At 74.1% G+C, this 24,599-nt stretch carries 24 protein-coding genes; 15 read left to right on the top strand and 9 right to left on the bottom strand.

The genetic code is table 11. The features are described from left to right. Positions 1–14: 14 nt before the first annotated feature. Positions 15–1,418: a HAMP domain-containing sensor histidine kinase gene (locus tag ACN267_RS13920; RefSeq protein WP_204961324.1), complete on the bottom strand. Its 1,404-nt coding sequence runs from the start codon at positions 1,416–1,418 to the stop codon at positions 15–17. Positions 1,419–1,447: 29 nt separating this feature from the next. Further along, positions 1,448–2,137, bottom strand: a complete 690-nt coding sequence (locus ACN267_RS13915) for a response regulator transcription factor (protein ID WP_204961325.1) — start codon at positions 2,135–2,137, stop codon at positions 1,448–1,450. Between the two features lie 73 nt (positions 2,138–2,210). Here ACN267_RS13915 and ACN267_RS13910 point away from each other — a divergent pair, with 73 nt between their 5' ends. Further along, a complete protein-coding gene (locus ACN267_RS13910) occupies positions 2,211–3,134 on the top strand; it encodes an ADP-ribosylglycohydrolase family protein (protein ID WP_281898969.1) in 924 nt (307 codons plus the stop codon). A 109-nt stretch (positions 3,135–3,243) separates the two neighbouring features. Here the strand turns inward: ACN267_RS13910 and ACN267_RS13905 are convergent, their stop codons facing one another. Continuing rightward, on the bottom strand, positions 3,244–4,122 hold the full coding sequence (locus ACN267_RS13905; RefSeq protein WP_421488860.1) for a DUF1775 domain-containing protein: 879 nt from the start codon (positions 4,120–4,122) through the stop codon (positions 3,244–3,246). 211 nt (positions 4,123–4,333) lie between these two features. On the opposite strand from ACN267_RS13905, the gene thrS reads away from it, so the two are divergent. From thrS to ACN267_RS13885, 4 genes are all read left to right on the top strand, one after another. Next, entirely contained in the window at positions 4,334–6,337 is a 2,004-nt protein-coding gene (gene thrS / locus ACN267_RS13900; RefSeq protein ID WP_421488859.1) for a threonine--tRNA ligase, read from the top strand. Between the two features lie 69 nt (positions 6,338–6,406). Beyond that, positions 6,407–6,979 carry an HIT family protein gene (locus tag ACN267_RS13895; RefSeq protein WP_372446017.1) on the top strand — a complete coding sequence of 191 codons (573 nt, stop codon included), beginning with the start codon at positions 6,407–6,409 and terminating at the stop codon, positions 6,977–6,979. A 27-nt stretch (positions 6,980–7,006) separates the two neighbouring features. Further along, complete coding sequence (locus ACN267_RS13890) at positions 7,007–7,750, top strand: CG0192-related protein (protein ID WP_421488858.1); 744 nt, start codon at positions 7,007–7,009, stop codon at positions 7,748–7,750. 107 nt (positions 7,751–7,857) lie between these two features. Then, complete coding sequence (locus ACN267_RS13885) at positions 7,858–8,916, top strand: aldo/keto reductase (protein ID WP_421488857.1); 1,059 nt, start codon at positions 7,858–7,860, stop codon at positions 8,914–8,916. Positions 8,917–9,087: 171 nt separating this feature from the next. Here ACN267_RS13885 and ACN267_RS13880 read toward each other — a convergent pair whose 3' ends face one another. Further along, positions 9,088–11,238, bottom strand: a complete 2,151-nt coding sequence (locus tag ACN267_RS13880; RefSeq protein WP_421488856.1) for an elongation factor G-like protein EF-G2 — start codon at positions 11,236–11,238, stop codon at positions 9,088–9,090. 251 nt (positions 11,239–11,489) lie between these two features. Here ACN267_RS13880 and pgsA point away from each other — a divergent pair, with 251 nt between their 5' ends. The 7 genes from pgsA to ACN267_RS13845 all read left to right on the top strand — a co-directional run bounded on the left by pgsA (position 11,490) and on the right by ACN267_RS13845 (position 17,465). Next, positions 11,490–12,110, top strand: a complete 621-nt coding sequence (pgsA, locus tag ACN267_RS13875) for a phosphatidylinositol phosphate synthase (RefSeq protein WP_204961332.1) — start codon at positions 11,490–11,492, stop codon at positions 12,108–12,110. Then, positions 12,107–13,048, top strand: coding sequence for a phosphatidylinositol mannoside acyltransferase (locus ACN267_RS13870; protein WP_204961333.1), 942 nt, complete (start codon positions 12,107–12,109; stop codon positions 13,046–13,048). The genes pgsA and ACN267_RS13870 overlap by 4 nt, the downstream gene beginning before the upstream one ends. Positions 13,049–13,062: 14 nt before the next feature. Beyond that, positions 13,063–14,232: a glycosyltransferase family 4 protein gene (locus ACN267_RS13865; RefSeq protein WP_204961334.1), complete on the top strand. Its 1,170-nt coding sequence runs from the start codon at positions 13,063–13,065 to the stop codon at positions 14,230–14,232. Then, positions 14,229–14,762, top strand: a complete 534-nt coding sequence (locus tag ACN267_RS13860; protein ID WP_374760036.1) for a hypothetical protein — start codon at positions 14,229–14,231, stop codon at positions 14,760–14,762. The genes ACN267_RS13865 and ACN267_RS13860 overlap by 4 nt, the downstream gene beginning before the upstream one ends. A gap of 111 nt (positions 14,763–14,873) precedes the next feature. Continuing rightward, on the top strand, positions 14,874–15,791 hold the full coding sequence (pdxS, locus tag ACN267_RS13855) for a pyridoxal 5'-phosphate synthase lyase subunit PdxS (protein WP_204961335.1): 918 nt from the start codon (positions 14,874–14,876) through the stop codon (positions 15,789–15,791). 31 nt (positions 15,792–15,822) lie between these two features. Continuing rightward, the gene (pdxT, locus tag ACN267_RS13850; protein ID WP_204961336.1) at positions 15,823–16,428 is read left to right on the top strand and encodes a pyridoxal 5'-phosphate synthase glutaminase subunit PdxT; all 606 of its coding nucleotides are present in this window, start codon (positions 15,823–15,825) and stop codon (positions 16,426–16,428) included. A gap of 284 nt (positions 16,429–16,712) precedes the next feature. After that, a complete protein-coding gene (locus tag ACN267_RS13845) occupies positions 16,713–17,465 on the top strand; it encodes a YebC/PmpR family DNA-binding transcriptional regulator (protein ID WP_204961337.1) in 753 nt (250 codons plus the stop codon). Positions 17,466–17,585: 120 nt separating this feature from the next. Here ACN267_RS13845 and ACN267_RS13840 read toward each other — a convergent pair whose 3' ends face one another. The 3 genes from ACN267_RS13840 to ACN267_RS13830 all read right to left on the bottom strand — a co-directional run bounded on the left by ACN267_RS13840 (position 17,586) and on the right by ACN267_RS13830 (position 19,622). After that, the gene (locus ACN267_RS13840; RefSeq protein WP_421488855.1) at positions 17,586–18,551 is read right to left on the bottom strand and encodes a permease prefix domain 1-containing protein; all 966 of its coding nucleotides are present in this window, start codon (positions 18,549–18,551) and stop codon (positions 17,586–17,588) included. Further along, positions 18,548–18,889 carry a PadR family transcriptional regulator gene (locus ACN267_RS13835; RefSeq protein WP_204961339.1) on the bottom strand — a complete coding sequence of 114 codons (342 nt, stop codon included), beginning with the start codon at positions 18,887–18,889 and terminating at the stop codon, positions 18,548–18,550. Before ACN267_RS13835 ends, ACN267_RS13840 begins: the two co-directional genes overlap by 4 nt. 118 nt (positions 18,890–19,007) lie before the next feature. After that, positions 19,008–19,622: a hypothetical protein gene (locus ACN267_RS13830; protein ID WP_421488854.1), complete on the bottom strand. Its 615-nt coding sequence runs from the start codon at positions 19,620–19,622 to the stop codon at positions 19,008–19,010. A 136-nt stretch (positions 19,623–19,758) separates the two neighbouring features. Here ACN267_RS13830 and ACN267_RS13825 point away from each other — a divergent pair, with 136 nt between their 5' ends. Beyond that, positions 19,759–21,120 carry a serine/threonine-protein kinase gene (locus ACN267_RS13825; RefSeq protein ID WP_281898951.1) on the top strand — a complete coding sequence of 454 codons (1,362 nt, stop codon included), beginning with the start codon at positions 19,759–19,761 and terminating at the stop codon, positions 21,118–21,120. Here the strand turns inward: ACN267_RS13825 and ACN267_RS13820 are convergent. Both ACN267_RS13820 and ACN267_RS13815 read right to left on the bottom strand, forming a co-directional pair. After that, positions 21,117–21,647 (bottom strand): hypothetical protein, encoded by a 531-nt coding sequence (locus tag ACN267_RS13820; RefSeq protein WP_421488853.1) that lies wholly within the window; start codon positions 21,645–21,647, stop codon positions 21,117–21,119. The two genes, ACN267_RS13825 and ACN267_RS13820, sit on opposite strands and share 4 nt — an antisense overlap. Further along, positions 21,640–22,179 (bottom strand): RNA polymerase sigma factor, encoded by a 540-nt coding sequence (locus tag ACN267_RS13815; RefSeq protein WP_421488852.1) that lies wholly within the window; start codon positions 22,177–22,179, stop codon positions 21,640–21,642. Before ACN267_RS13815 ends, ACN267_RS13820 begins: the two co-directional genes overlap by 8 nt. A 150-nt stretch (positions 22,180–22,329) precedes the next feature. On the opposite strand from ACN267_RS13815, the gene ACN267_RS13810 reads away from it, so the two are divergent. Further along, positions 22,330–22,983, top strand: a complete 654-nt coding sequence (locus ACN267_RS13810) for a TetR family transcriptional regulator (RefSeq protein WP_421488851.1) — start codon at positions 22,330–22,332, stop codon at positions 22,981–22,983. 10 nt (positions 22,984–22,993) lie between these two features. After that, the gene (locus ACN267_RS13805; RefSeq protein WP_421488850.1) at positions 22,994–24,574 is read left to right on the top strand and encodes an MDR family MFS transporter; all 1,581 of its coding nucleotides are present in this window, start codon (positions 22,994–22,996) and stop codon (positions 24,572–24,574) included. Positions 24,575–24,599: the final 25 nt, after the last annotated feature.

Below are 24,599 nucleotides of genomic sequence, written 5' to 3'. Positions count from 1 at the left end.
GTCAGGCCGACCCGTCAGCCGTCGGTCGGGCGTTGCCGGGGCCAGCGGCGGCCCCCGCCCTTCTGCTCCCGGGCCTCCCGCGCCATCCGGCCCACCAGACCGAACCGGTTGACCTGCCGGGGCGTGGCCTGCGGATCGGCCAGCAGCATCACCACGCTCGCCCCGCCCAGCCGGGCCCGGTCGAGGCTGACCGAGCCGTTGGCCTGCAACGCCACCCGCCGCGCGATGTCCAGCCCCAACCCGGTCGAGCCCTGATCGCTGGCCCCGCGCCGCAACGCCCGGTCCGGGTTCGCGATGCCCGGCCCGGCGTCGTCGATCCGGATCGCCACGTACCCGTCCCGGCGGGAGACGGCCACCTCGAACGCGGTGCCCTGCGGGGTGTAGCGGAAGACGTTGCCGATCACCGCGTCCAGGGCGGCGGCCAGCTCGGCCCGGGGCACCGGCACCGGAATCCGCAACTGCGCGCCGCTGACCCGGTGCGGGCGGTTCTGGTCGCCGGCCAGCGCCGCCCAGAACACCATCCGGTCCCGGACCACCTCGCTGACGTCGCACTCGGCCGGCCCGGCCTCGTGCGCCACCGCCTTACGGGTCGTCTTGATCAGCACGTCGATCTCGCCCTCCAGGGTGACGATCGCCTGCCGGATGCGCCGGATCGTCCGCCGCCGGTCCAGCTCCGCCGGGCTGAACGAGCCGACGCTGGTGTCGTCGGAGTCCAACCCCTCGGCGTCGAGCCGCAGCACCGTCAACGGGGTACGCAGCCGGTGCGACAGGTCCGCCACCAACTCCCGTTCGTCGGTACGGGCGGCGGCCATCCGGTCGGCCATCCGGTTGAACGCGTACCCCGCCTCGGCCAGCTCGCGCGGGCCGCTCGGCTCGACCCGTACCCCCAGGTCACCGTCACCCACGGCGAGCGCGGCGCGGACCAGGGCCCGGGTGGCGTCGACAGCCCGCGCGGCGACCCGGTCCACCACGACCACCGCCGCGCCGACCAACGCCACGGCCACCCCGGTGAGCAGCAGCCAGGTGCCGCCGGCCCCCTCGTCGAGGACGGCGTCGGGCACGAAGACCTCGACCACGGCGACCCGGCCGTCGAGCACCACCGGATCGAGCCGCAGCAGCCCACCGTCGACCTCGACCACCCGGGACTGTTCCCCGGCCCGCGCCCGCGCCAGGTCGTCGGCCGACACCCGGCCGGCCGGCTGCTTCCCGGCCAGGCCGTGCACCACCGGCCGGGTCGCCGGGTCGTCCCCGGTCGCCTCGACCGCGCGGCGGACCGCCGCCGGCTCGGTGCTCACGGCGAGCGCGCCGGTGACCAGCGCCCCGCGTCGCGCCGCGTCGGCCAACGCCTCCTCGCGCACCTCCTCGCGCAGGGTCAACCCGAGCGGTACGAGGAACGCCGACGCGACGAGCGTGCACATGCCGGCCGTCAACGCGGCCAGCGCCGGCCTCAGTCGGGGGCCACCAGCCGGAACCCCACCCCCCGCACGGTGCGCAGGTAGCGCGGCTTCGCCGCGGACTCGCCCATCTTTCGACGCAGCCAGTACAGGTGCACGTCGATGGTCTGGTCCTCGCCGACCGACGGTTGGCGCCATACCTCCTCCAAGAGTTCCCGCCGGGACACCACCCGTCCGGGCCGCGCCGCCAGATACGCCAGCAGGTCGAATTCCTTACGGGTGAGCGCCAGCGGCTCCCCGTCGAGCACCGCGCTGCGCTCGCCCACGTCCACCCGCAGGCCGCTGACGGTGTGCACGGCCGGCGCGACGGTACGGCTGGCCCGGCCGACCCGGCGCAACACGGTGGTGATCCGGGCGTCCAGGTGGGCGCCGGTGAACGGCTTGACCATGTAGTCGTCCGCGCCGGCCCGCAGCAGCCGGACCACCGACTGCTCGTCGTCGCGGGCGGTGGCGATGATGATCGGCACGTCGGTGATGCCACGCAGCATCCGCAGCGCGTCCGACCCGTCGAGATCGGGCAGGCCCAGGTCGAGCACGACCAGATCGGGTGTCTCGGCGGCGACCCGGCGCAGCGCGTCCAGGGCTGTGCCGACCGCGTGCACCGCATGCCCCCGTTCGCTGAGCGAGCGCAGCATCGCGCCGCGGACGACGTGGTCGTCTTCGACCAGGAGCACGGTGGCCACGTCAGCACCGTACTGCCCGTGGCAAGTCGGCCGCGTTGCGGCACATCCGCGAACCGGGCAAAATGGTACGACGATGCCGTTCACCCTCTTTCCCGACGCCCGGTTGGCGTTGGCCCGCGACAGCCTCGCCGGGCTGTCCGTCGGCGACGCCCTCGGTTCGCAGTTCTTCGTCCCGGGCCGGCGACCCGACGACCTTTCGGCCGGCCGGTTGCCCCCGCCGCCCTGGCAGTGGACCGACGACACCGAGATGGCCTGCTCGGTGCTGGCCGAACTGGCCGCCCACGGCGACGTCGACGCCGACCGGTTGGCGCTGGCCTTCGCCAACCGGGCCGAGCCCTACCGGGGCTACGGGCCGGGTGCGGTGGGCATCCTGCGGCTGATCCGTACCGGCACCCCGTGGCCGGTGGCCGCCGCGTCGGCCTTCGACGGTCAGGGCTCCTGCGGCAACGGCGCGGCGATGCGGGTCGCCCCGCTCGGCGTCTGGTACGCCGATTCGACCACCCGCGCGGCGTCCCGGGCCCGGGTCAGCGCCGAGGTCACCCACGCCCACCCGGAGGGGATCGCCGGTGCGGTCGCGGTGGCCGTCGCCGCCTCCCTCGCCGTCCGCACCCGGCTGGACGGGGAGCCCCGCCCCGACGTGAACCGGCTGCTCACCACCGTCGCCGGGGCGGTCGACCCGGCCAGCACGGTGCACCGGGGGATACGCCGGGCGATCGGCCTGCTCGGTCGCGGCCTCGACGAGGCCGTCGCGGTGCTGGGCAACGGGGCCAGGGTGACCGCCCAGGACACGGTCCCCTTCACCCTCTGGGTGGTCGCCACCCACCTGACCGACTACCCGGCCGCCATCCGCGCCTGCGTCGAGGCGGGCGGCGACGTCGACACCACCGCCGCGATCGTCGGCGGGATCGTCGGCGGCCACACCGGGGTCGGCACGCCCGGCGGGGTGCCCGCCGACTGGGTGGCCGCCCGGGAGGCGCTGCCGGACTGGCTGAACTGACTGTCGGTGCGGCCGGGTCAGCCCGTACGTGGTGGGCTGTCGGCCCGGCGGCAGTGCAGGTGGCTGCCGACCCGACGGTGCGGCCGGCCGGGGTGGCGACGGTCGGCGCTCAGCGTGCCGCCACCCGCTCGGGGTCGCTGTCGGCGGGTTCAGCCGGGGTCTGCCCGTCGAGACGCCAGCCCCGGGCGGCCGGGACGGAGCCGGTGTCCGACGTCGCCTCGTCGTCCCCGTCGGGCTCCGCGTCGGCGGCGGCCCGACGGCGGGAGCGGCTCGCCACCCAGCCGATCACCGCGCCGCCGCCCAACCCGACCACCAGGCCACCGCCGAGCAGCAGGTCCGCACTGGGACCGCCGTCGTCGTCGCCGGCCGGTGCGGTCTCGGCGTCCGGGGCCGCCTGGGCGTCCGTCCCGTCGGCCGGGCCGCCGTGGTGCCCGGTGGCGGCACCGGGAGCCGGCGGCACCAGCGCCAGCGTCGGGGCGGGATGCCCACCCCCGGCCGGATCGGCCCAGCGCACCACCGCCCCGTCGGAGTACGTCTGCACCACCTCGAAGGTCATCCGGTCGGTCTGCGGCAGCGGGCCCATGGCCACCGACAGCCGGGCCGGACCCGCCACCGCCGGCCCGGCGCCCCGGGTCCAGACCACCGCCGAGGTCACCGTGCTCACCGAGGGGGCGTGGATCCCGGCCACCGGCGCGGCCAGCTCGCGGGAGGTGATCAGGGGCGCCCAGCCGTCCACCGACAGCGGGTACACCTCGCCGATCGGGGCGTCCGGCGGCAGCCTGAACTCGATCTTCTCGGTGCGCGCGCCGGGCCGCTGCTCGGGCACCACGAACGTCAGCTCCACCGCGTCGCCCTGCACCGCCTGGCTCGGGCTGGCCGACAGCCCGTCCGCCAGCGCCACGCCCGGGGCACCGAACACCCCGGCCGCCACCGCCGCCAGCACCAGCACGCCCCGACGTCGCCGGACGCCGCCACGGGTCGTCGTCATCTTCCGCCCCCATCCGTCTCGCCGTGGCCGACACCGGCTCCGGCCACACCTGGTAGTTCGGACGGCGGGCCGAAAAGGTTCAACGCCGGTGCGGGTCGACAGCGGGACCGGGCTTCCTTTCCCGGCGACCGGGGATGACGGCGGGACCGATAGCATCGAAGCAGCCGGCGCGTCCGGCCCATCCGTGCCGCCTGCCGTTGAGGAGTTCACCGTGTCCGCACCCCGTACCCCCGTCGTGGCCGACCCCGTCGTCGTGGCCGCCGGGACGACGGCGGCCGACGCGGTGGCCGCGGCCGGGCTGCCCGCCGCCGGCCCGAAGGCGGTCGTGGTGGTCCGCGACCCGCAGGGCCAGCTCCGCGACCTGGACTGGACCCCCGCCGAGGACACCACCGTCGAACCGGTCGGCCTCGACTCGCCGGACGGGCTCAACGTGCTGCGGCACTCCACCGCGCACGTGCTCGCGCAGGCCGTGCAGGACGTCTTCCCCGAGGCCAAGCTGGGCATCGGCCCGCCGATCGAGAACGGCTTCTACTACGACTTCGCCGTCGACAAGCCGTTCCAGCCCGATGACCTGGCCAAGCTGGAAAAGCGGATGCAGGAGATCGTCAAGTCCGGCCAGCGGTTCCGCCGTCGCCGCTTCGGCAGCCTGGATGAGGCGAAGGCCGAACTGGCCGCCGAGCCGTTCAAACTCGAACTGATCGACGTCAAGGGCGAGGGGCTGGACACCAGCGAGGTGATGGAGGTGGGCGGCGGCGAGCTGACCATCTACGACAACCTCGCCGCCGGCGAGGACAAGGTCTGCTGGTCGGACCTGTGCCGGGGCCCGCACCTGCCGAACACCAGGCTGATCGGCGCGTTCAAGCTGATGCGTTCGGCCGCCGCCTACTGGCGGGGCAGCGAGAAGAACCCGCAGCTCCAGCGGGTCTACGGCACCGCCTGGCCGACCCGCGACGAGCTGAAGGCGTACCTGAAGCTGCTGGAGGAGGCCGCCCGGCGCGACCACCGCAAGCTCGGGGTCGACCTCGACCTGTTCAGCTTCCCCGACGAACTGGGCTCCGGCCTGGCGGTGTTCCACCCCAAGGGCGGCATCATCCGCCGGGAGATGGAGAACTACTCGCGGGTCAAGCACGAGGAGGCCGGCTACTCGTTCGTCAACACCCCGCACATCACCAAGGGCCACCTGTACGAGGTCTCCGGTCACCTCGACTGGTACGCCGACGGGATGTTCCCCCCCATGGAGGTGGAGGGGGCGAACTACTACCTCAAGCCGATGAACTGCCCGATGCACGACCTGATCTTCCGGTCCCGGGGCCGTTCCTACCGGGAACTGCCGCTGCGGATGTTCGAGTTCGGCACGGTCTACCGGTACGAGAAGTCGGGTGTGGTGCACGGCCTGACCCGGGTCCGGGGCATGACCCAGGACGACGCGCACATCTTCTGCACCGAGGAGCAGATGGCGGGCGAGCTGAAATCGCTGCTCGCCTTCGTCCTGGAGCTGCTGCGCGACTACGGCCTGGACGACTTCTACCTGGAACTGTCCACCCGTAACCCGGACAAGTCGGTCGGCACCGACGAGAACTGGGAGCGGGCCACCGAGGCGCTGAGCTCGGCCGCCGAGGAATCCGGCCTGCACCTGGTGCCCGACCCGGGCGGCGCGGCGTTCTACGGGCCGAAGATCTCCGTCCAGGCCAGGGACGCCATCGGCCGGACCTGGCAGATGTCCACCATCCAGGTCGACTTCAACCTGCCCGAGCGGTTCAGCCTGGAGTACCAGGCGGCCGACGGCAGCCGGCAGCGGCCGGTGATGATCCACCGGGCGCTGTTCGGGTCGATCGAGCGGTTCTTCGGGGTGCTCACCGAGCACTACGCCGGGGCGTTCCCGGCCTGGCTGGCCCCGGTGCAGGTGGTCGGCATCCCGATCCGCGAGGACCACACCGACTACCTGCACGGCTTCGTCGCGGCGCTGCGCGCCAAGGGCATCCGGGCCCAGGTCGACGCCGGTGACGACCGGATGCAGAAGAAGATCCGCACCGCCCAGCAGCAGAAGATCCCGTTCATGGTGATCGCCGGGGACGACGACGTGGCCGCCGGCACCGTCTCGTTCCGCTACCGCGACGGTTCCCAGCGCAACGGGGTACCGGTCGCCGAGGCGGTCGACCACGTGCTCGACGTGGTCTCCTCGCGGGCCAACGCCGGCCCGTCCGCAGGTAGCTGACCCCGGCCCGCCACCGGCTGCGTACCCGCGGCCGGTGGCGGTCGGCGCGGGAGATCGTAGGATCGGCGTGTGACTGGGGCGGAGCGGCACCTCGACGGCGACACGGACCACGGCCCGGCGGACGACGGCCTGGCGGACGGACTCGACCGGCTCTGGACCCCGCACCGGATGACGTACATCTCCGGGGAGGACCGCCCCGAGGGAGGCTACGAGAAGCCCGCCGGCTGTCCGTTCTGCCTGGCCCCCGGCCTGCCGCCGGAACGCAGCCTGGTGGTGGCCCGCGGCACGCACGTCTTCGCGGTGCTCAACCTCTATCCGTACAACCCGGGGCACCTGCTGGTCTGCCCCTACCGGCACGTGGCCGACTACACCGAACTCGACCAGGCCGAGACGGTGGAGCTGGCGGCGTTCACCCAGACCGCGATGCGGGTGGTCCGGCAGGTCAGCAGCGCACACGGGTTCAACCTGGGGATGAACCAGGGCGGGGTGGCCGGCGCCGGCATCGCCGCCCACCTGCACCAGCACGTGGTGCCCCGGTGGGGCGGGGACATCAACTTCATGCCGGTGATCGGCCGCACGAAGGTGCTGCCGCAACTGCTCTCCGAGACCCGCGAGCTACTCGCCCGCGCCTGGCCGTCCTGACCGGCCCGCCACCTGGAGGACACGACGATGGCGCTGCTGCACCGGGCGGAGATCAGCCCGAGCAAGCTCGAACTCCTGGCCGGCTGGCTGCCCGGCCGGCCGTGGTACGCGGGCCCGGCCGCTGGCGAGCCGGTCCGGGTGGCCGCCTACCGCTTCGACGACCCGGCCGGCGAGGTGGGCATCGAGACGATGCTCGTCCGGATCGGTGACTCGCCCGTCTACCAGGTTCCGCTGACCTACCGGGGCGCGCCGCTGGCCGACGCCGAGCGGTGGCTGGTCGGCACCACGCGGCACTCGGTGCTCGGCCCCCGCTGGGTCTACGACGCCTGCGGCGACCCGGTCTACGCCGCCGCCCTGGCCACCGCGATCCGGACCGGCGTCGGCCAGGCCGAGGAGTACTTCGAGACCGACGCGGGACGCGAGCCCCGCCCACCGTCCATGACGGTCGCCGGCACCGGCCGTGCCGTGCTCCCCGTCGTCGGCGCGGTGCGCCAGGTACACGACGGCGACCCGACCGTGATCGGTGCCGACACCGTCGACCTGGCCGTCGCCCGCCGGCTCTCCGGCGTCGGCCCGTCCGGCGTCGGCCCGTCCGGCGGTGGCCCGTCCGGCGTCGGCCTGTCCGGGGCCGGCCTTTCCGGCGTCGGCCTGCCCGGGGGTGGCCTTTCCGGCGTCGGCCTGTCCGGTGGGGGGTCGGAGGGTGGCACGCTGACCGGGTCCTGGCCGGGCCAGTCGACGCCGTTGCCGCTGGCCCGGGTCCTGCCCCGCTGACCGTGGCCCGGGTGGCGGTGCGTCCGCCGGGGTGTCGCATGTGGTCGATCGGGCACACTGGGTCAGGTTCGCCCGCCGTACCGCCCGGAAGGTGACACGATGCGTCAATGGCAGTGACGACACGGGTGTTGGGTCGCAGCGGCATCGAGGTCAGCGCCCTCGGCATGGGGTGCTGGGCGATCGGTGGCCCCTGGGCCGAAGGGTCTCAGCCGCTGGGCTGGGGTGCGGTCGACGACGAGGAGTCGGTGCGGGCCGTCCGCCGCGCGCTCGACCTCGGTGTGACCCTCTTCGACACCGCCGACACGTACGGCGCCGGGCACGGCGAACGGGTCCTCGGGCGGGCGCTGGCCGGCCGCCGGGACGAGGCGGTGATCGCCACCAAATGGGGGTACACCTTCGACGAACGGTCCCGGCAGGCCACCGGGGAGGACGCTTCCCCGGCGTACCTGCGGCGGGCGGTCGTCGCCTCGCTGCGCCGGCTGGACACCGACCGGATCGACCTCTACCAACTGCACCTGGGCGACCTGTCGCTGCCCCGGGTGGAGGCACTGGTCGGCACCTGCGAGGACCTGGTCGCCGAGGGCCTCGTCCGGGCGTACGGCTGGAGCACCGACCGGGCCGACCGGGCCGCCGGCTTCGCCCAGGTCGCCCCGCACGCCACCGCGATCCAGCACAGCCTGTCGGTGCTGCGCGACGCCCCGGTGATGCTGGCCACCTGCGACAAACACGACCTGGCCAGCGTCAACCGGGGGCCGCTCGGGATGGGGCTGCTCACCGGCAAGTACACGACCACCTCCACGCTGCCCCGGGATGACGTGCGGGGGGTGGCCCCCGGCTGGCTGGAGTGGTTCCGGGGCGGCCGGCCCGCGCCGGAGTGGCTGCGCCGGGTCACCGCCGTACGCGGCGCGCTCACCGCCGACGGTCGCACCCTGGTCCAGGGGGCGCTGGGCTGGATCTGGGCGCGCAGCGGCCGGGCGGTGCCGATCCCCGGCTGCCGTACCGTCGCCCAGGTGGAGGAGAACGCCGCCACGCTGCGCCTCGGCCCGCTCACCCCCGACCACTTCGCCGAGGTGGAACGTCAACTCGCCGCCCTGCGGACAGCCGCGCTGCGCGACGCCGACCGCCCGCACTGGCCGCTACCCCCCATCCCCGCCGCCCGCCCCTAACCCCGCCCCCCGCCACCCCCCACACCCTGTCGATCATGGAGTTGTGGGGCTCCACACAAGTGACATATGGGGCTTAACCCCCACCACAACTCCATGATCGACGCTGCGGCGGGGTGGGGCAGGGTGGGGCGGGGGGCAGGGGGCGGGGGCAGGGGGCAGGGGGCAGGGGGGTTAGTGGGGGGTGGGGAGGAGGGGGTTGGTGAGGTGGGTGGGTGTTGGGTTGTAGTGGGCGAACTCTCGGCGGAAGGTGCCGGTGCCGGCGGTCAGGGCGCGCAGCTCCACCGCGTAGCGCAGCAGCTCCAGGGCGGGCACCTCGGCCCGGACCAGGGTGCGGCCCTCGGCGTCCGGGTCGGCCTCGGTGCCGAGCACCTTGCCCCGCCGGCCGGACAGGTCGCCCAGCACCGCCCCGACTGCTGAATCGGCGACCCGGACCACCACCTCGTCGACCGGCTCCAGCAGCGTCACCCCGCCCCGCCCGGCGGCGTCGCGCAGGGCGAGCGCGGCGGCGGTCTGGAACGCGGCGTCGGACGAGTCGACGCTGTGCGCCTTGCCGTCGACCAGGGTCACCCGCACGTCCACCACCGGGTGGCCGGCGACCAGCCCCCGCGCCAACTGGGCCCGGACGCCCTTCTCCACCGACGGTACGTAGTGATGCGGCACCGCCCCGCCGACCACCCGGTCGACGAACTCGACGCCCGCGCCCCGGGGCAACGGCTCCACCGTGAGGTCGCAGACCGCGTACTGGCCGTGCCCGCCGGACTGCTTGACGTGCCGCCCGTGCCCGGTGGCGGTCACCGTGAACGTCTCCCGCAGCGGCACCTGCACCGGCTCGGTGTCCAGCTCCACCCCACCGGCCCGGAGCCGGTCGAGCACCACGTCGGCGTGCGCCTCGCCCATGCACCACAGCACCAGCTGGTGGGTCTGCGGGTTACGTTCCAGCCGCAGCGTCGGGTCACCCACGATCAGCCGGCCCAGGTTGCGGGCCAGGGCGTCCTCGTCCGCCCGGCTGCGGGCCACCACCGCCACCGGTAGCAGCGGCTCCGGCATCTCCCAGGGCGCGATCAGCAGCGGCTCGTCGCGCGCCGAGACGGTGTCGCCGGTCTCCGCGCTGCCCGACTTGGTGATCGCGCAGATGTCACCCGCGACGCAGGCGTCCACCTCCCGTAGGGCCGCCCCGAGCGGGCGGTAGACGTGCCCGATCCGCTCGTCGGCGTCGTGGTCGGGATGGCCGCGCTCGATCATCCCGTGTCCCGAAACGTGCACCACCTGGTCGGGGCGCAGCGTGCCGGAGAAGACCCGGACCAGGCAGACCCGGCCGACGTGCCGGTCGACGGTGGTCCGGACCACCTCGGCGACCAGCGGGCCGTCCGGGTCGCAGTCCAGCGGCGGCCGGGGGGAGCCGTCCAGCCCGGTGACCGCCGGCACCGGTCGTTGCAGCGGCGACGGGAACGCCGAGACCAGGGTGTCGAGCAGCACGTCCAGCCCGACGCCGGTGGCCGCGCAGACCGGCACCACCGGGTAGAAGTGACCCCGGGCCACCGCCTTCTCCAGGTCGGCGACCAGCACCTGAGTGTCGATCTCCTCGCCGTCGAGGTAGCGGTCCATCAGGGTCTCGTCCTCGCTCTCGGCGATGATCCCCTCGATCAGCTCACCCCGGGATTCGGTGATCGCCGGCAGGTGCTGCGGGTCCGGGTCGCGCACGGCGGCGGGCAGCCCGGTCGAGTAGTCGTGCACCCGCCGGGTGACCAGCGCCAACAGACCGGCCACCGACTCGCCGTCGTCACCGAGCATCGGCAGGTGCAGCGGGAGCACGTTGTCCCCGAACACCCGCTGGCACAGCGCCACCGCCTCGTCGAAGTCGGCCCGTGGATGGTCCAGCCGGGCGACCGCCACCGCACGCGGCAGGTCGACCGCGGCGCACTCCTCCCACAGGGCGGCGGTGGCGGCGTCCATCCCGTCGACGGCGGACACCACGAACAGCGCCGCGTCGGCGGCCCGCAGGCCGGCCCGCAGCTCGCCGACGAAGTCGCCGTACCCGGGGGTGTCGAGGAGGTTCACCGTCACCCCGGCGTGCACCAGCGGCGCGCAGGACAGGGCGACGGAACGCTGCTGGCGTACCGCGGCGGGGTCGTGGTCGCCGACGGTGGTGCCGGCGGCGACGCTGCCCGCCCGGTCGATCGTGCCGCTGGCCGCGAGCAGCGCCTCGACCAGGGTCGTCTTGCCGGCCCCCGAGTGCCCGACCAGCACCACGTTGCGTACCGTGCCGGGGTCGGTCACCGCCGGCACGCCGGTGGCTCCCCTGTCGTGGTTCCTCTGCGCCATCGCGGCGCACCTCCCTCAGCCGGTGGTGGATGGCGACCGCCGCGCGCGACGGGAAGCGGGGCCCGGTGCGGGTGCCGCGGCGCTATCCTCCGGTGACCCGTCGGCCGGACGGCGGTCAACGGCCGTGACGGTGAGCTGGCTCACTTTCCACCCCGATCTCACACCCGGCGGGGGGTCGGCACAAGCCTTCCGGGCGGGTCGGGCGACCGGCCGTACCGTCCGCCGCTGCCGGCCGTTATCGTGGGACCGCCATGGCGAAGATCTTCCAAGAGACGGCCCGCGCGGGGATGACCCGCGTCGTGGAGCCGGTCGCGCGCGGTCTGCTCCGCGCAGGTGTGTCCCCCAACGCGGTCACCGTGGCCGGCACCGTCGGCGTGCTCGTCGGCGCGCTCGGTTTCGGCGCCCGCGGCCAGCTCGTCGCCGGAGCGCTGATCGTGACGTTCTTCGCGCTGACCGACATGCTCGACGGGACGATGGCCCGGATGAGCGGCGGCTCGACCCGCTTCGGCGCGTTCCTCGACTCGTCGATGGACCGGGTCGCCGACAGCGCGGTCTTCGGCGCGGTCGCCTACTGGCTGGCCACCGAGGGCAACCACTCCGGCGTGGCCGCCGCGCTGCTCTGCCTGGCCGCCGGCGGCCTGGTCTCCTACGTCAAGGCCCGCGCCGAGGGGTTGGGGATGAGTGGCAACGTGGGGGTCGCGGAACGCACCGAACGGCTGCTGATCGTCGGGGTCGGCGGGCTGCTCACCGGCCTCGGGGTCGGCCCGGCCCTGGAGATATCGCTCTGGCTGCTCGCCGCCGTGTCGATCTTCACGGTCGGCCAGCGGGTGGCCCACGTGTACCGGCAGGCGCAACTGGTCGGCCGCGAGTGAACCTCACCGAACTCGGCTACGTCGCCGGCTGGCGGCTGGCCCGCGCGCTGCCCCGGCCCGTGGTCGCCGCCGCCTTCCGGGCCGGTGCCGACCGCGCCCACCGGGCCGGCGGCAAGGGCGTCACCCGGCTGCGCGCCAACCTGCGCCGGGTGGTGGGCCCCGACCTGCCCGAGCCGGAGTTGGACGCGCTGGTCAAGCAGGGTCTGCGGTCGTACGCCAGGTACTGGATGGAGGCGTTCCGGCTGCCCTCGCGCAGTCGCCAGCAGATCCTCGACGGCTTCCACCTCGGCGGATCGGAGATGCTCGCCGCCGACGTGGCGGCCGGCCGGGGCGCGGTGGTGGCGCTGCCGCACGCGGGCAACTGGGACGCCGCCGGCGCCTGGGTCGCGGCCAACGGCTGGCCGATCACCACGGTTGCCGAGCGACTCCAGTCGGAGGGTGTCTACCAGCGCTTCCTGGCCTTCCGGCGGACCCTGGGCATGGAGATCCTGCCCACCCACGGCGGTGACCGGCCCGCCTTCGACGTGCTGGTGGAGCGGCTGGGCGCGGGTGCCGTGGTGCCGCTTTTGGCCGACCGGGACCTGTCCGCCCGGGGCATCGAGGTGGACTTCTTCGGCGGCCGGACCCGGATGCCGGCCGGGCCCGCCCTGCTGGCCATCGGCACCGGCGCCCCGCTCTACGTTGCCTCGCTGTGGTACGAACCGGAGATGCCGCGCGCGCAGTTGGAGGGCCCGCTACCGGTGCCCGAACCGGACAGCGCACCCCTGGACGAGCGGGTCCGGGTGCTGACCCAGCGGATTGCCGACCGTCTGGCGGCGGGCATCGCCCGTCATCCGCAAGACTGGCACATGTTGCAGCGGATGTGGCTGGACCAGCGGGGCTCCACCGACGGCGGGTCCACCGCGCCGCCGCCCCCGGCCAGCGCCGGTTCGGTCTGAGGGAGGGGACGCCAGTGCGGATCGGCATCGTGTGTCCGTACTCCTTCGACGTCCCGGGCGGGGTGCAGAACCACGTCATGGACCTGGCCGAGGCATTGCTCGGGCTGGGGCACGAGGTGAGCGTCCTGGCCCCCGCCGACGAGGAGTCGACGCTGCCGCCGTACGTGGTCTCCGCCGGGCGGGCGGTGCCGCTGCCGTACAACGGGTCGGTGGCCCGGATCGCGTTCGGGCCGGTCTCCACCGCCCGGGTGCGGCGCTGGCTCACCCGTGGTGACTTCGACGTGCTGCACGTGCACGAACCGCTCACCCCGAGCCTGTCGATGCTGGCGGTGCTCTCCGCCAGGGGGCCGGTGGTGGCCACCTTCCACACCGCGATGACCCGCTCCCGGGTGCTCGCCGCCGCCCAGGGGGTGCTCCAGATCCTGCTGGAGCGGATCACCGCCCGGATCGCGGTCAGCGCGCTGGCCCGCAAGGTGCAGGTCGAGCACATGGACGGCGGGGCGGTGGAGATCCCCAACGGGGTGGCGGTGGCGAAGTTCGCCGGGGTCGAGCCGTTGCCCGGCTGGCCGGGGGAGTGCGCCACCGGCAGCGGCGGGACGTTGGGTTTCCTCGGCCGGTTCACCGAGGCCCGCAAGGGCTTCCCGATCCTGCGCGACGCCTTCGTCGCACTGGCCCCGCACCGGCCGGGGCTACGCCTGCTGGTGGCCGGGCCCGGCGACCCGGACGACCTGTTCGGGCGGTTCCCGGCCGAGCTGCGTGACCGGGTGACGTTCCTCGGCCTGGTCTCCGAGGTCGACAAGGCCCGGATGCTGCGCAGTGTCGACCTCTACGTCGCCCCGAACACCGGTGGCGAGTCGTTCGGCATGATCCTCACCGAGGCGCTGGCGGCCGGCGCCACGGTCGTCGCCAGCGACCTGGACGCGTTCCGGCGGGTGCTCGACGGCGGACGGGCGGGCCGGCTCTTCCCGACCGGTGACTCCGCCGGCCTGCGTACCGCCCTGGCGGAACTGCTCGACGACCCGGCGCAGCGGGCCGCGTTGACCGCCTGCGGCGACCAGGTGGTCGCCCACTTCGACTGGCCGGTGGTGGCCCGCCGGGTGGTGGAGGTCTATGCGGCGGCCATCGAGGCCACCGACGGCCGGGTCATCGACCAGGAGTGGGCGGGGCTGGGTGGTCCGGGGTGAGCGGCACGCTGCCGCAGCTGTGGGCGGTGCTGGTCACCGCGGTGGTGGTCGCCCTGCTCGCGGTCTACCTGGTCTGGACTGCCGGCCGGGTCGAGCGGTTGCAGACCCGGGCGGAGTCGGCGGCGCGGGCCCTGGACGCGCACCTGCTGCGCCGGGCCGCCGCCGCCGCGGTGCTGGCCGAGAAGCGGTACGGCGTCGAGTTGTACGCGGCGGCCCGGATCGCCCTGGACGCCGTCCCCGAGGAGCGGGAGGCGGCTGAGAACGACCTGACCCGGCAACTGCGGGCGGTCCGGCTCGACCCGGCCGACCCCGCGTGTGAGGCGGTGATCGCGGCGAGCCGGCGGCTGGCCCTGTCCCGGCAGGTGCACACCGACCTGGTCCGTGACGCCCGCACCGCGCGCAGCCGACCGCTGGTGCGGTTGTGCCGGATGGGCCGCCGTCGCCCGTGGCCGCGCTACTTCGACATCGACGACCCCACCCTGGCCCTGCCCGCCGACGTTCCGACGGGAGGCGGTACGCGGGCGGGGTGACGGGGGCCACAGGGCAGGCCACCGTGGGGCCGATTGGCTGTCGGAACGGCGTCGACCCGGTCGTAGCATCAGCCGGAACCCACCCCCAGCACGTCCGAGGAGTGATGAGCCGTGCCCGAAACGACCTCCCCGAACGCCGGTGACGCCCAGGTCTGGGGCACCGCCCGCGTCAAGCGGGGCATGGCCGAGATGCTCAAGGGTGGCGTGATCATGGACGTGGTCACCGCCGAGCAGGCCAAGATCGCCGAGGACGCCGGCGCGGTGGCCGTGATGGCACTGGAGCGGGTGCCGGCCGACATCCGGGCCCAGGGCGGCGTGTCCCGGATGAGCGACCCGGACATGATCGACGGCATCATCCAGGCCGTCTCCATCCCGGTGATGGCCAAGGCCCGCATCGGCCACTTCGTCGAGGCGCAGATCCTCCAGTCGCTCGGCGTCGACTATGTCGACGAGTCCGAGGTGCTGACTCCGGCCGACTACGCCAACCACATCGACAAGTGGGCGTTCACCGTCCCGTTCGTGTGCGGCGCGACCAACCTGGGCGAGGCGCTGCGCCGGATCACCGAGGGCGCGGCCATGATCCGCTCCAAGGGTGAGGCGGGCACCGGGGACGTCTCCAACGCCACCATGCACATGCGCAGGATCCGCCAGGAGATCGCCCGGCTCAGCTCCCTGCCGGCCGACGAGTTGTTCGTCGCCGCCAAGGAGTTGCAGGCCCCGTACGAGCTGGTCCGGGAGGTCGCCGAGACGGGCAAGCTGCCGGTGGTGCTGTTCACCGCCGGCGGCATCGCCACCCCGGCCGACGCCGCGATGATGATGCAGCTCGGCGCGGAGGGGGTCTTCGTCGGCTCCGGCATCTTCAAGTCCGGCAACCCGGCCCAGCGGGCCGCCGCGATCGTCAAGGCCACCACCTTCCACGACGACCCGGACGTGCTGGCCAAGGTGTCCCGGGGGCTCGGCGAGGCGATGGTCGGCATCAACGTCGACGAGATCCCCCAGCCGCACCGCCTCGCCGAGCGCGGCTGGTGACCCGGGGGCAACGGCGTCGGGAGGGGCGGCCGTGCGCGCACCGGTGATCGGGGTGCTGGCGTTGCAGGGCGACGTGCGGGAGCACCTCACCGCCCTGGCCGGGGTCGGCGCGGACGCCCGCCGGGTGCGCCGGCCGGCCGAGCTGGACGCGGTCGACGGGCTGGTCGTTCCCGGCGGGGAGTCCACCACGATGAGCAAGCTGGTGGACATCTTCGGGTTGCGCGAGCCGGTCGACAAGCGGATCGCCGCCGGGATGCCTGTCTACGGCTCCTGCGCCGGCATGATCATGCTGGCCGCCGAGGTGCTGGACGGCCGCCCCGACCAGCGGGGTTTCGCCGGTATCGGGATGACCGTGCGGCGCAACGCGTTCGGTCGGCAGGTTGATTCGTTCGAGGCCCCGGTGCGCGTCGCCGGGGTCGACGGGCCCGCGTTCCACGCCGTCTTCATCCGGGCCCCGTGGGTCGAGCGGGTCGACCCCGGCGTCGAGGTGCTGGGCCGGGTCACCGGTGGGCCGGCCGTCGACCGGGTGGTCGCCGTCCGTCAGGGCAACCTGCTGGCCACCTCGTTCCACCCGGAGCTGACCGGCGACCTGCGGCTGCACCGCTACTTCGCCGACCTGGTCGCCGCCGCCCGCTGAGCCGGCGCCGGCCCCCGGCGGCTGGGCCGGTCCGCCTCACGGCTGGGCCGGTCCGCCCGTGAGGCGGGCCGGCCCACCGCGATGAACCGGGTCATTCGTGACGATTTTCCGGCGGGTCGGTGGTGGTGACGCGCCGGGTGTGACGGCCGGGTCGGTGCTCTCGGTAGGATTGCCGCGGTTCGGCGCGGGCACTGCCCGTCGCAGCCCTCCAGCGCGGCCGGTCCTGGTCTGGAGTCGGCGCGGCCAGTCGACGCGGGGCGTGAGTCAACAGACGGAGGTATGAGATGTCCGGCCACTCCAAGTGGGCGACCACCAAGCACAAGAAGGCCGTCATCGACGCCAAGCGCGGCAAGATGTTCGCCAAGCTGATCAAGAACGTCGAGGTCGCGGCGCGCACCGGCGGCGGTGACCCGGCCGGCAACCCGACCCTCTTCGACGCCATCCAGAAGGCCAAGAAGAGCTCGGTGCCGAACGACAACATCGACCGCGCGGTCAAGCGCGGCTCCGGCCTGGAGGCCGGCGGCGCCGACTGGCAGACCATCATGTACGAGGGGTACGGCCCGAACGGCGTGGCCATGCTGATCGAGTGCCTGACCGACAACCGCAACCGGGCCGCCACGGAGGTGCGTACCGCGCTGACCCGCAACGGCGGTTCGCTCGCCGACGCCGGCTCGGTGTCGTACATGTTCTCCCGCAAGGGCGTGGTGATCGTGCCCAAGGCCGACACCACCGAGGACGACGTGATGATGGCGGTCCTCGACGCCGGGGCCGAGGAGGTCAACGACCTCGGTGAGGCGTACGAGGTGGTCTCCGAGCCGACCGACCTGATCGCGGTCCGCACCGCCCTGCAGGAGTCCGGGATCGAGTACGAGTCGGCCGAGTCCTCGCTGATCCCCAGCGTCAACGTGCCGCTGGACGAGGACGGCGCCCGCAAGATTTTCAAGCTGATCGACGTGCTGGAGGACTGCGACGACGTGCAGAACGTGTACGCGAACTTCGACGTCTCGGACGACGTGATGGCGGCGGTGGACGCCTGACGGCGGGACCGGAACGCCTGCGGGCCGGCCGACGGGGGAGTGTTCCCCGCTGGCCGGCCCGCTGTTCGTGGTGCCGGTCCCGGTCCGGCGTCCCCGTGTGCGTCGGACCGGGACCGGGGCTCAGGCGTCGGCGCGGACGGCGGCCGACCGACGGGCCTTCAGCGTGCTGTCGGCGATGTCCCATACCGTGACCGCCACGATGACCACGACCGTGACCCGGGACGTGAGGCCGAGGCCGTCGCCGTCGCGCAGCCAGCTGAACCGGGCGACCAGGTCCGGGTTGAGCAGCCGGTCGCCGAGCAGCAGCCAGATCATCGGTACGGCGAAGGCCAGGTCGAGCAGGGCGTTGGCCACGACGAGCGGTCGGGTCCAGCGGCCGGTGCGGTACTTGACCAGTTCCAGTGCCATGGCGGCCACCAGTAGGCCGGCGAGCACCGGCAGCCAGGACGTCCACAGCGCCGGGTCGAGCAGGGGGATGCGCGTGCCGTCGGTGTCCCGGGCCCAGGACCGGAAGTGCTGCCAGGGCAGGAAGGCCAGGGTGAGCAGGGTCATCGCCATCGAGGCGCAGGTGTCGGGGAGCCTGATGTCGCGCTCCGCCGGTGCCTCGGGTAGCTGGTCGACGTTCCACTCGGGCAGATCGAGGGAGGCGTTGGTGCGTTCCAGGATCGCGAAGCTCAGGGTCACCCAGAAGGCGATCTGGACCGCGGTCTGGAAGGCCGCGGTGATGCCCGACCCGATGGCCCCGCCGGGGTTGTCGCCGACGGTCGCCTGCGCCACGCCGACGACGACGCCGACCACGCCGGGGATGACGGTCAGCAGCCGGCGCAGCAGCCGTTGCCAGACCAGGTAGTAGGCCGGGCCGATGAGTTGGAGCCGGCGGTCGGCGTAGCGGGCGGCCAGCCGCTCGGGGTGGCCCAGTTCGGTGAGCACGTCGCGTTCGGCGGTGGCCGGGTCCTGCCCGCCGCTGGTCCGGTCGTCGACCATGTCCGCGATGGCGGCCCGCAGCTCGGTGGCGATCTCCTCCCGCCGTGGGGCCGGCACCGCCCGCAGGGTGGCCGCGAGGTAGCGGTCGGTCAGGGTGCTCATCGGTCGACTCCTTCGATCAGCCCGGTCACGGAGGTCTGCACGGCGGCGAGGTCGTCGAGCAGTCGGGCCAGCACCGTCTCGCCGTCGGCGCTGGTCCGGTAGAACTTGCGCGGCCGGCTCTCCTCGGTGTTCCACTCGCTGGTCAGCAGCCCCTGTTCCTCCAGCCGCCGTAGCAGCGGGTAGAGGGTGTTGGCGTCGACCGGGAAGCCGTGCCCGGCGAGGCGTTGCAGCAGCGCGTAGCCGTAGTCGGGGGCGCGCAGGGCCAGCAGGCTGGCCACCACCACCGTGCCGCGGCGCAGCTCCTGGAGATGGGTCCGCAGAACCTCCTCGTTGACCATGTCTCACACCATACTGTGTGGCACACACTAATGTCCATCTCCACAGCAATGTGGGGGCGGCACTATGCGGGCCGGGGTGACGGGATCCCCCGCCGCCCCGGCCCCCTGCCGCGGCTGGTCAGCAGGAACGGCCCTGCCGGAAGTTCCGCTCGACGTGGTCGGCCCTGCCGACCTGGAAGTAGCCCACGCCCGGCCTGATCGGGTGCCCGGTGAACAGCTCGACCCGGCTGCCGAACCGCACCAGGTACGCCGTGGCGTCCCCGGCGTCGTTGCGGATGAACGCGCCCCGCCGGCCGTAGATCCGCGCCACCTCGGCGAAGGACATGCCCACGGACGCACCGGCCGGCGAGCGGGGCGGAGCGGTGGCGGTACCCACCTCGACCAGCCGCCCGTTGCGGAAGGCCACCAGGATCACCCCGGCCCACTCGCCGGTGACGCCGGCCTGGACCACCCCGTCGCACTCGACGACCGTCCAGTCGATCAGGCCGGCCGCGGTGAGCCGGTCCAGCGACGCGCCGATCCGGAACGGGCCGGCCCCCCGCACGTCGAGCAGGTCGGTGCCGGCGGTGGAGCGCCCCGGCGGGCCGCCCGGCCGCCGGTCGGTGGCGACGCCCGACAGGTCGTCCACGATGGACCCCGACCGGACGCCGGGATGCGCCCCGGCCGGAGCGGCAGGCGCGACGACGGCCAGGGCCAGCGCGCCGGTGAGCAGAATGGTGCGGAGATGACGCATGACAACTCCTTCACGGGTACGGGTCTGTCGTTCTGTTGGTCCCCGCCCGGCCGGAATCCGTTCGTCGGCTTTCCGACCGGTCCCGGCGGACGCCGGCATCCGCCGCCGCCGGTTACCGTGCGGTGTGGTTGGGACGATGGGCACTCCGGCGTGGATCGGGCCCTACCGGGTGCGACGGCTGCTCGGTGCCGGCTCCTTCGCGACCGTCTGGCTCGGTCACGATCCCGCTCTCGACTCCCGGGTGGCGATCAAGGTGCTGGCCGAGAACTGGAGCCACGACCTGCGGGTCCGCGAACGCTTCCGGGAGGAGGCCCGGCTGCTGCGGCGGCTCGACCACCCCCGGCTGGTCCGGGTGCACGCGGTCGGCGAACTGCCCGACGGTCGGCCGTACGCGGTGCTGGCCCTGGCCGACGGCGGAAGCCTGCGGGACCGGCTGGCCGCCGGGACCCCACCGGTGCCGCTGGCCCTGGCGCTGCTCGACGAGATCGCCGCCGGGGTCGCCGTGCTGCACCGGGAGCGGGTGGTGCACCGCGACCTCACCCCGGGCAACGTGCTGTTCACCTCGACCGCCGACGGGGAACGGGTGGTCATCGCCGACCTCGGGCTGGCCAAGGCGCTGGCCGCCGCCTCCGGGTTGACCGCCCGCGCCGGTACGCCCGGCTACATGGCGCCCGAACAGGACGATCCGCTGGCCGTGGTGGACACCCGCAGCGACGTGTTCGGGTTGGGTCGGCTCGGCCTGCGGTTGCTCGGCGGCCCCGGCCCCCGGCCGCACCTGGCCGGGGTGCCCGCGCCGGTGGTGGCGGTGCTGCGCCGGGCCACCGCGCCCCGTCCCGCCGACCGCTACCCCGACGCGGACGCCTTCCGGGCGGCGCTGCGCCGGGCCGCCGACGCACCCGACGACCCCGCCACCCCGGCCGGCCGGGCGGGGCCGGCTGCCGGTCGCCGGGTGGCGCGCCGGCTGGGCCTGGCCGGGGTCGGTGCCCTGATCCTGGTCGCGGTGGGTGCCACCGCCGGTGATGCCGCCCGGCCCGTGGCCGATGGCCGGTGGGGGCGCAGCGGGCCGGTGAGCGTGCTCCTGCCGGCCGGCTGGCGGGCCGCCGGGACAGGCTGGGCCGGCCGGTACGACGCCCGGGGGCGGCTCGAACCGGCGCTCGTCGTCTCGCCCGACCCGGGCCGGTGGGCGACCGATCCGGCCGTGCCGGGGGCCTTCGTCGGCCTCTCCGCGACCCTGGGCCGGCGGTCCACCCCGGCGGACTTCGTCGCGCAGCGTCCGCACGCCGACTGTGTGGCCGCCCCGGTACGGCGGTTGCGCCGGGACGCGACGGTCTGGGTGGTCGCCCGGTTCGCCTGCCCGCAGGGGCGGCCGGTGCTGGTCGAGGCGGCCAGCCGGGCGGGCCGGTCGGGGCTGCTCTACGTGCAGGTCGTCCCGCCGCCGGGCAGCGGGCCGGAGGTCGTCGACGCGCTGTTGGCCGGGGTGCGGGTCCGACCGGTCTAGACGACCACCACCGTGACCAGGTACGTCGTCCCTTCGTACGGGATGGTCACCACGACGGTGCCGGCGCGCAGGAAGCGGAGGTCGACCACGCCGGCCTCGTAGTTCTGGTCGACCAGGTCCTCCTGGTCCACGGTGACCTCGCCGGGGCCGATCCCCTGGAGCCGGAGCACCCCGCCGACGCCCAGGCACAGCGAGGTCACCAGCGCCAACTCGGTGTCGGCGAGCACCAGGTCGTAGCGGACCGGGCCCAGGCAGGCGCTCGGCCGGGGGCTGGCCGACGGGGGCCGGGTGCGCGGGGTCCGGCCGGGAGTGGACGGTGGCGGCGCGGGCCGCGACGGCGTCGCGGCCACGGTGCCGGGGGTCGGGTCGGACCAGGTCGGGGCCGCGCCGGTCGCCGGGGCGTCCGTCGTGGTGACCGGGGTGGCCGTCGGGGGCCGGACCGGGAGCGGGGCGACCGGGGCCGCGCAGCCCGTCACCGGTACGAGCACCAGTACGGCGGCCAGCCACCGCCCGGTCCGTTCAGCCACCGGTCAGCCGTTCCCGGACCTGGCGGCGGGCCTGGTGGACGCGGGACTTCACGGTGCCCTCCGGCAGGTCGAGCAGGGTGGCGATCTCGCGGTACGACAGGCCGAGCAGGTCGCGCAGGGTCAGCGCCTCGGCCGCCTCGGGGCGTACCGCGTCCAGCGCGTCGAGCAGGTCGAGGCGGGTGCCGGCGACCACACTGGTGCGTCGCGGGTCGGGTGGGTCGGGCAGCGGCACCCCGCCGGCCTCGACCTGCCAGCGTCGGCGCAGCGTCCGGTACGTCGACCGGGCCCGGTTGGCGGTGAGCCGGTACAGCCAGGTGTGGAACGACGAGCGGCCCTCGAAGCGCCCGATGCCCCGGGCCACCGCCAGCAGCGCGTCCTGGCAGGCCTCCTCGGCGTCCTCCCGGTGCGGCAGCAGCCGGCCGCACAGCCGCAGCACCTCGGGACGGACCGCCGTCAGCAGCGCGTCCAGCGCCCCCGGGTCGCCCCGGGCGGCGGCCCGGGCCAGCTCGTCGATGTCGTCCGCGAGGAGCATGACCGTCCCCCGAGCGCCGTGGTGTGGTGCCGTCGAGGCTAGGCCGCCGGGACCGGCCGGGCCACCCCGCATCGGCGCGGGACGCCGCCGAGTTTCATGTCACATTACGCAAGTTTGCAGGCACTGCACTTTTGTTCGTAGGCTCCCACCGTGACCAGGGACGAGGGACTCGGACGGCGGGACCGCAAGAAGCGGCAGACCCGCGCCGCACTGGCCGCCGCCGCCCTGCGCCTGGTCGCCGAGCGGGGGCTGGACCAGGTCACCGTCGAGGAGATCGCCGAGGCGGCGGACGTCTCCGCCCGGACCTTCTTCAACTACTTCGCCACCAAGGACGACGCGCTGGTCGGCGACACCGCCGGCGACCGGGAACGGGTGCTGCGGGCGCTGGCCGCCGTGCCGGCGCAGGTACCGGCGCTGACGGCGATCCGGTCGGCCCTGGCCGGCGTGATCGACGACGTGGAGGGCGACGCCGCGCTGTGGCTGCTGCGGATGCAGGTGGTGATGCAGCACCCGATGCTGCTGGCCCGGCTGGTCTCCGGCAACGCGGAGACCGAGCAGGCCATGGTCGAGGCGCTCGCGGCGCGGACCGGCCACGGCCCGGACGACGGCTATCCCGCCCTCGTGGTGGCGGTCACCGGGGCCGCGCTGCGCACCGCGATGGTCCGCTGGGCCACCAGCGGCGGGTCCCGTTCCCTGGCAGACCTGCTCGACGAGGCGTTCGCCGCCGTCGCCGCCGGCCTGCCGGACCCCCGTACCCCCGCCCGGCCCGGCGCGACCGCGCCGGGCGTGCATCGAACCCGGTAAGGAACCGTCCATGACCGCAACTGCCGCGTCGACCCCGCCCGAGGCGGGCCCCGGCCGGATGTCCCGCCGGGAGGTCCTCCAGGCCCTCTCCGGCCTGATGGTGGGCATGTTCGTGGCGATCCTCGCCTCGACGGTGGTGGCGAACGCGCTGCCCCGCATCATCGCCGAACTCGACGGCAGCCAGACCGTCTACACCTGGATCGTCACCACCGAGCTGCTGGCGATGACCGCCACCGTGCCGCTGTGGGGCAAGATGGCCGACCTCTACAGCAAGAAGCTGCTCATCCAGCTCTCCCTCGGCCTGTTCGTGCTCGGCTCGCTGATCGCCGGGCTCGCCCGCAACGTGGAGACCCTGCTGGCCAGCCGGATCGTGCAGGGCGTCGGCGCGGGCGGGATGACCGCCCTGGCGCTGATCGTGATGGCGGCCATGATCCCGCCCCGGGAGCTGGGCCGGTACGCCGGCATCTTCGGCGCGGTGTTCGGCGTCGGCACGATCGCCGGCCCGCTGATCGGCGGCGTCCTGGTCGACACCTCCTGGCTGGGCTGGCGCTGGTGCTTCCTGATCGGCGTGCCGTTCAGCCTGCTGTCGATCGTCCTGCTGCAACGCACCCTGCACCTGCCGGTGGTCCGCCGCAAGGCGCGCATCGACTGGTGGGGGGCGCTGCTGATCACCGCGGGCGTGTCCACCCTGCTGGTCTGGTCGTCGTTGGCCGGGCACCGGTTCGCCTGGGCCTCGGGCTGGACCGCGCTGATGGTCGTCGGTGGGCTGGTGCTGCTGGCCCTGGCGGTGTGGGTCGAGTCGAGAGTGCCCGAACCGATCATCCCGCTGCGCATCTTCCGCAGCCGTACCGTCACGCTGACCACGGTCGCCAGTGTGCTGGTCGGGGTGGCCCTCTTCGGCGGCACGGTGTTCCTGTCGCAGTACTTCCAGACGTCGCTGGGCAAGTCGCCGACCGTCGCCGGCCTGATGAGCCTGCCGATGATCCTCGGCCTGCTGGTCTCCTCCACCGTCGCCGGTCAGCTCATCACCCGGTTCGGCCGGTGGAAGGTCTACCTGGTGGTCGGCGCGGCCGTGATGACCGTCGGGATGCTGCTGCTGAGCACCATCGACGCCGACACCGGTGTGCCGCTGCTGTCGCTCTACATGGCGGTGCTCGGCACCGGCGTGGGCATGCTGATGCAGAACCTGGTCCTCGCCGCCCAGAACGACGTGCCCGCCCACGAACTCGGCGCGGCCACCTCGGTGCTGACCTTCTTCCGCAGCATGGGTGGCGCGATCGGGGTCAGCGCCCTGGGCGCGGTGCTGGCCAACCGGGTCACCGGCCTGATGACCGAGCAGCTCGGCCCGGCGGCCGGCGTCACCGGCGGCGGCACCACCGAGGTGCCCGACCTGTCCGCGCTGCCCGCCCCGGTCCTGGCGATCGTACGGGAGGCGTACGCCACCGCCACCTCGGAGCTGTTTCTCATCGGTGCCCCGATCGCCCTGCTCGCCCTGGTCGCGGTCCTGTTCATCAGGGAGAAGCCGCTGCACGAGGTCAGTGGCGACGAGCGTGCCGAGCAGGAGGCGGCGGCCCTGACCGCGATGCACTGATGTCGACCCGATGGTCCCGGGCCCG

The sequence above is a fragment of the Micromonospora sp. WMMD734 genome (genome assembly GCF_049178975.1).
Classification (GTDB): domain Bacteria; phylum Actinomycetota; class Actinomycetes; order Mycobacteriales; family Micromonosporaceae; genus Micromonospora; species Micromonospora wenchangensis.
The sequence above is the reverse complement of the archived record's forward strand: the minus strand, read 5'-3'. Positions and strand labels throughout refer to the sequence as shown.

Excerpts from the sequence above, each read along its gene's own strand:
- ACN267_RS13825 (WP_281898951.1), top strand. The coding sequence starts at position 19,759 with ATGGGCACTCCGGCGTGGATCGGGCCCTACCGGGTGCGACGGCTGCTC.
- pgsA (WP_204961332.1), top strand. The coding sequence starts at position 11,490 with ATGGCGAAGATCTTCCAAGAGACGGCCCGCGCGGGGATGACCCGCGTC.
- ACN267_RS13835 (WP_204961339.1), bottom strand. The coding sequence starts at position 18,889 with ATGGTCAACGAGGAGGTTCTGCGGACCCATCTCCAGGAGCTGCGCCGC.
- ACN267_RS13845 (WP_204961337.1), top strand. The coding sequence starts at position 16,713 with ATGTCCGGCCACTCCAAGTGGGCGACCACCAAGCACAAGAAGGCCGTC.
- ACN267_RS13815 (WP_421488852.1), bottom strand. The coding sequence starts at position 22,179 with ATGCTCCTCGCGGACGACATCGACGAGCTGGCCCGGGCCGCCGCCCGG.
- ACN267_RS13805 (WP_421488850.1), top strand. The coding sequence starts at position 22,994 with ATGACCGCAACTGCCGCGTCGACCCCGCCCGAGGCGGGCCCCGGCCGG.
- ACN267_RS13905 (WP_421488860.1), bottom strand. The coding sequence starts at position 4,122 with ATGACGACGACCCGTGGCGGCGTCCGGCGACGTCGGGGCGTGCTGGTG.
- ACN267_RS13910 (WP_281898969.1), top strand. The coding sequence starts at position 2,211 with ATGCCGTTCACCCTCTTTCCCGACGCCCGGTTGGCGTTGGCCCGCGAC.
- ACN267_RS13920 (WP_204961324.1), bottom strand. The coding sequence starts at position 1,418 with ATGTGCACGCTCGTCGCGTCGGCGTTCCTCGTACCGCTCGGGTTGACC.
- ACN267_RS13880 (WP_421488856.1), bottom strand. The coding sequence starts at position 11,238 with ATGGCGCAGAGGAACCACGACAGGGGAGCCACCGGCGTGCCGGCGGTG.
- ACN267_RS13840 (WP_421488855.1), bottom strand. The coding sequence starts at position 18,551 with ATGAGCACCCTGACCGACCGCTACCTCGCGGCCACCCTGCGGGCGGTG.
- ACN267_RS13890 (WP_421488858.1), top strand. The coding sequence starts at position 7,007 with ATGGCGCTGCTGCACCGGGCGGAGATCAGCCCGAGCAAGCTCGAACTC.
- ACN267_RS13885 (WP_421488857.1), top strand. The coding sequence starts at position 7,858 with ATGGCAGTGACGACACGGGTGTTGGGTCGCAGCGGCATCGAGGTCAGC.
- ACN267_RS13830 (WP_421488854.1), bottom strand. The coding sequence starts at position 19,622 with ATGCGTCATCTCCGCACCATTCTGCTCACCGGCGCGCTGGCCCTGGCC.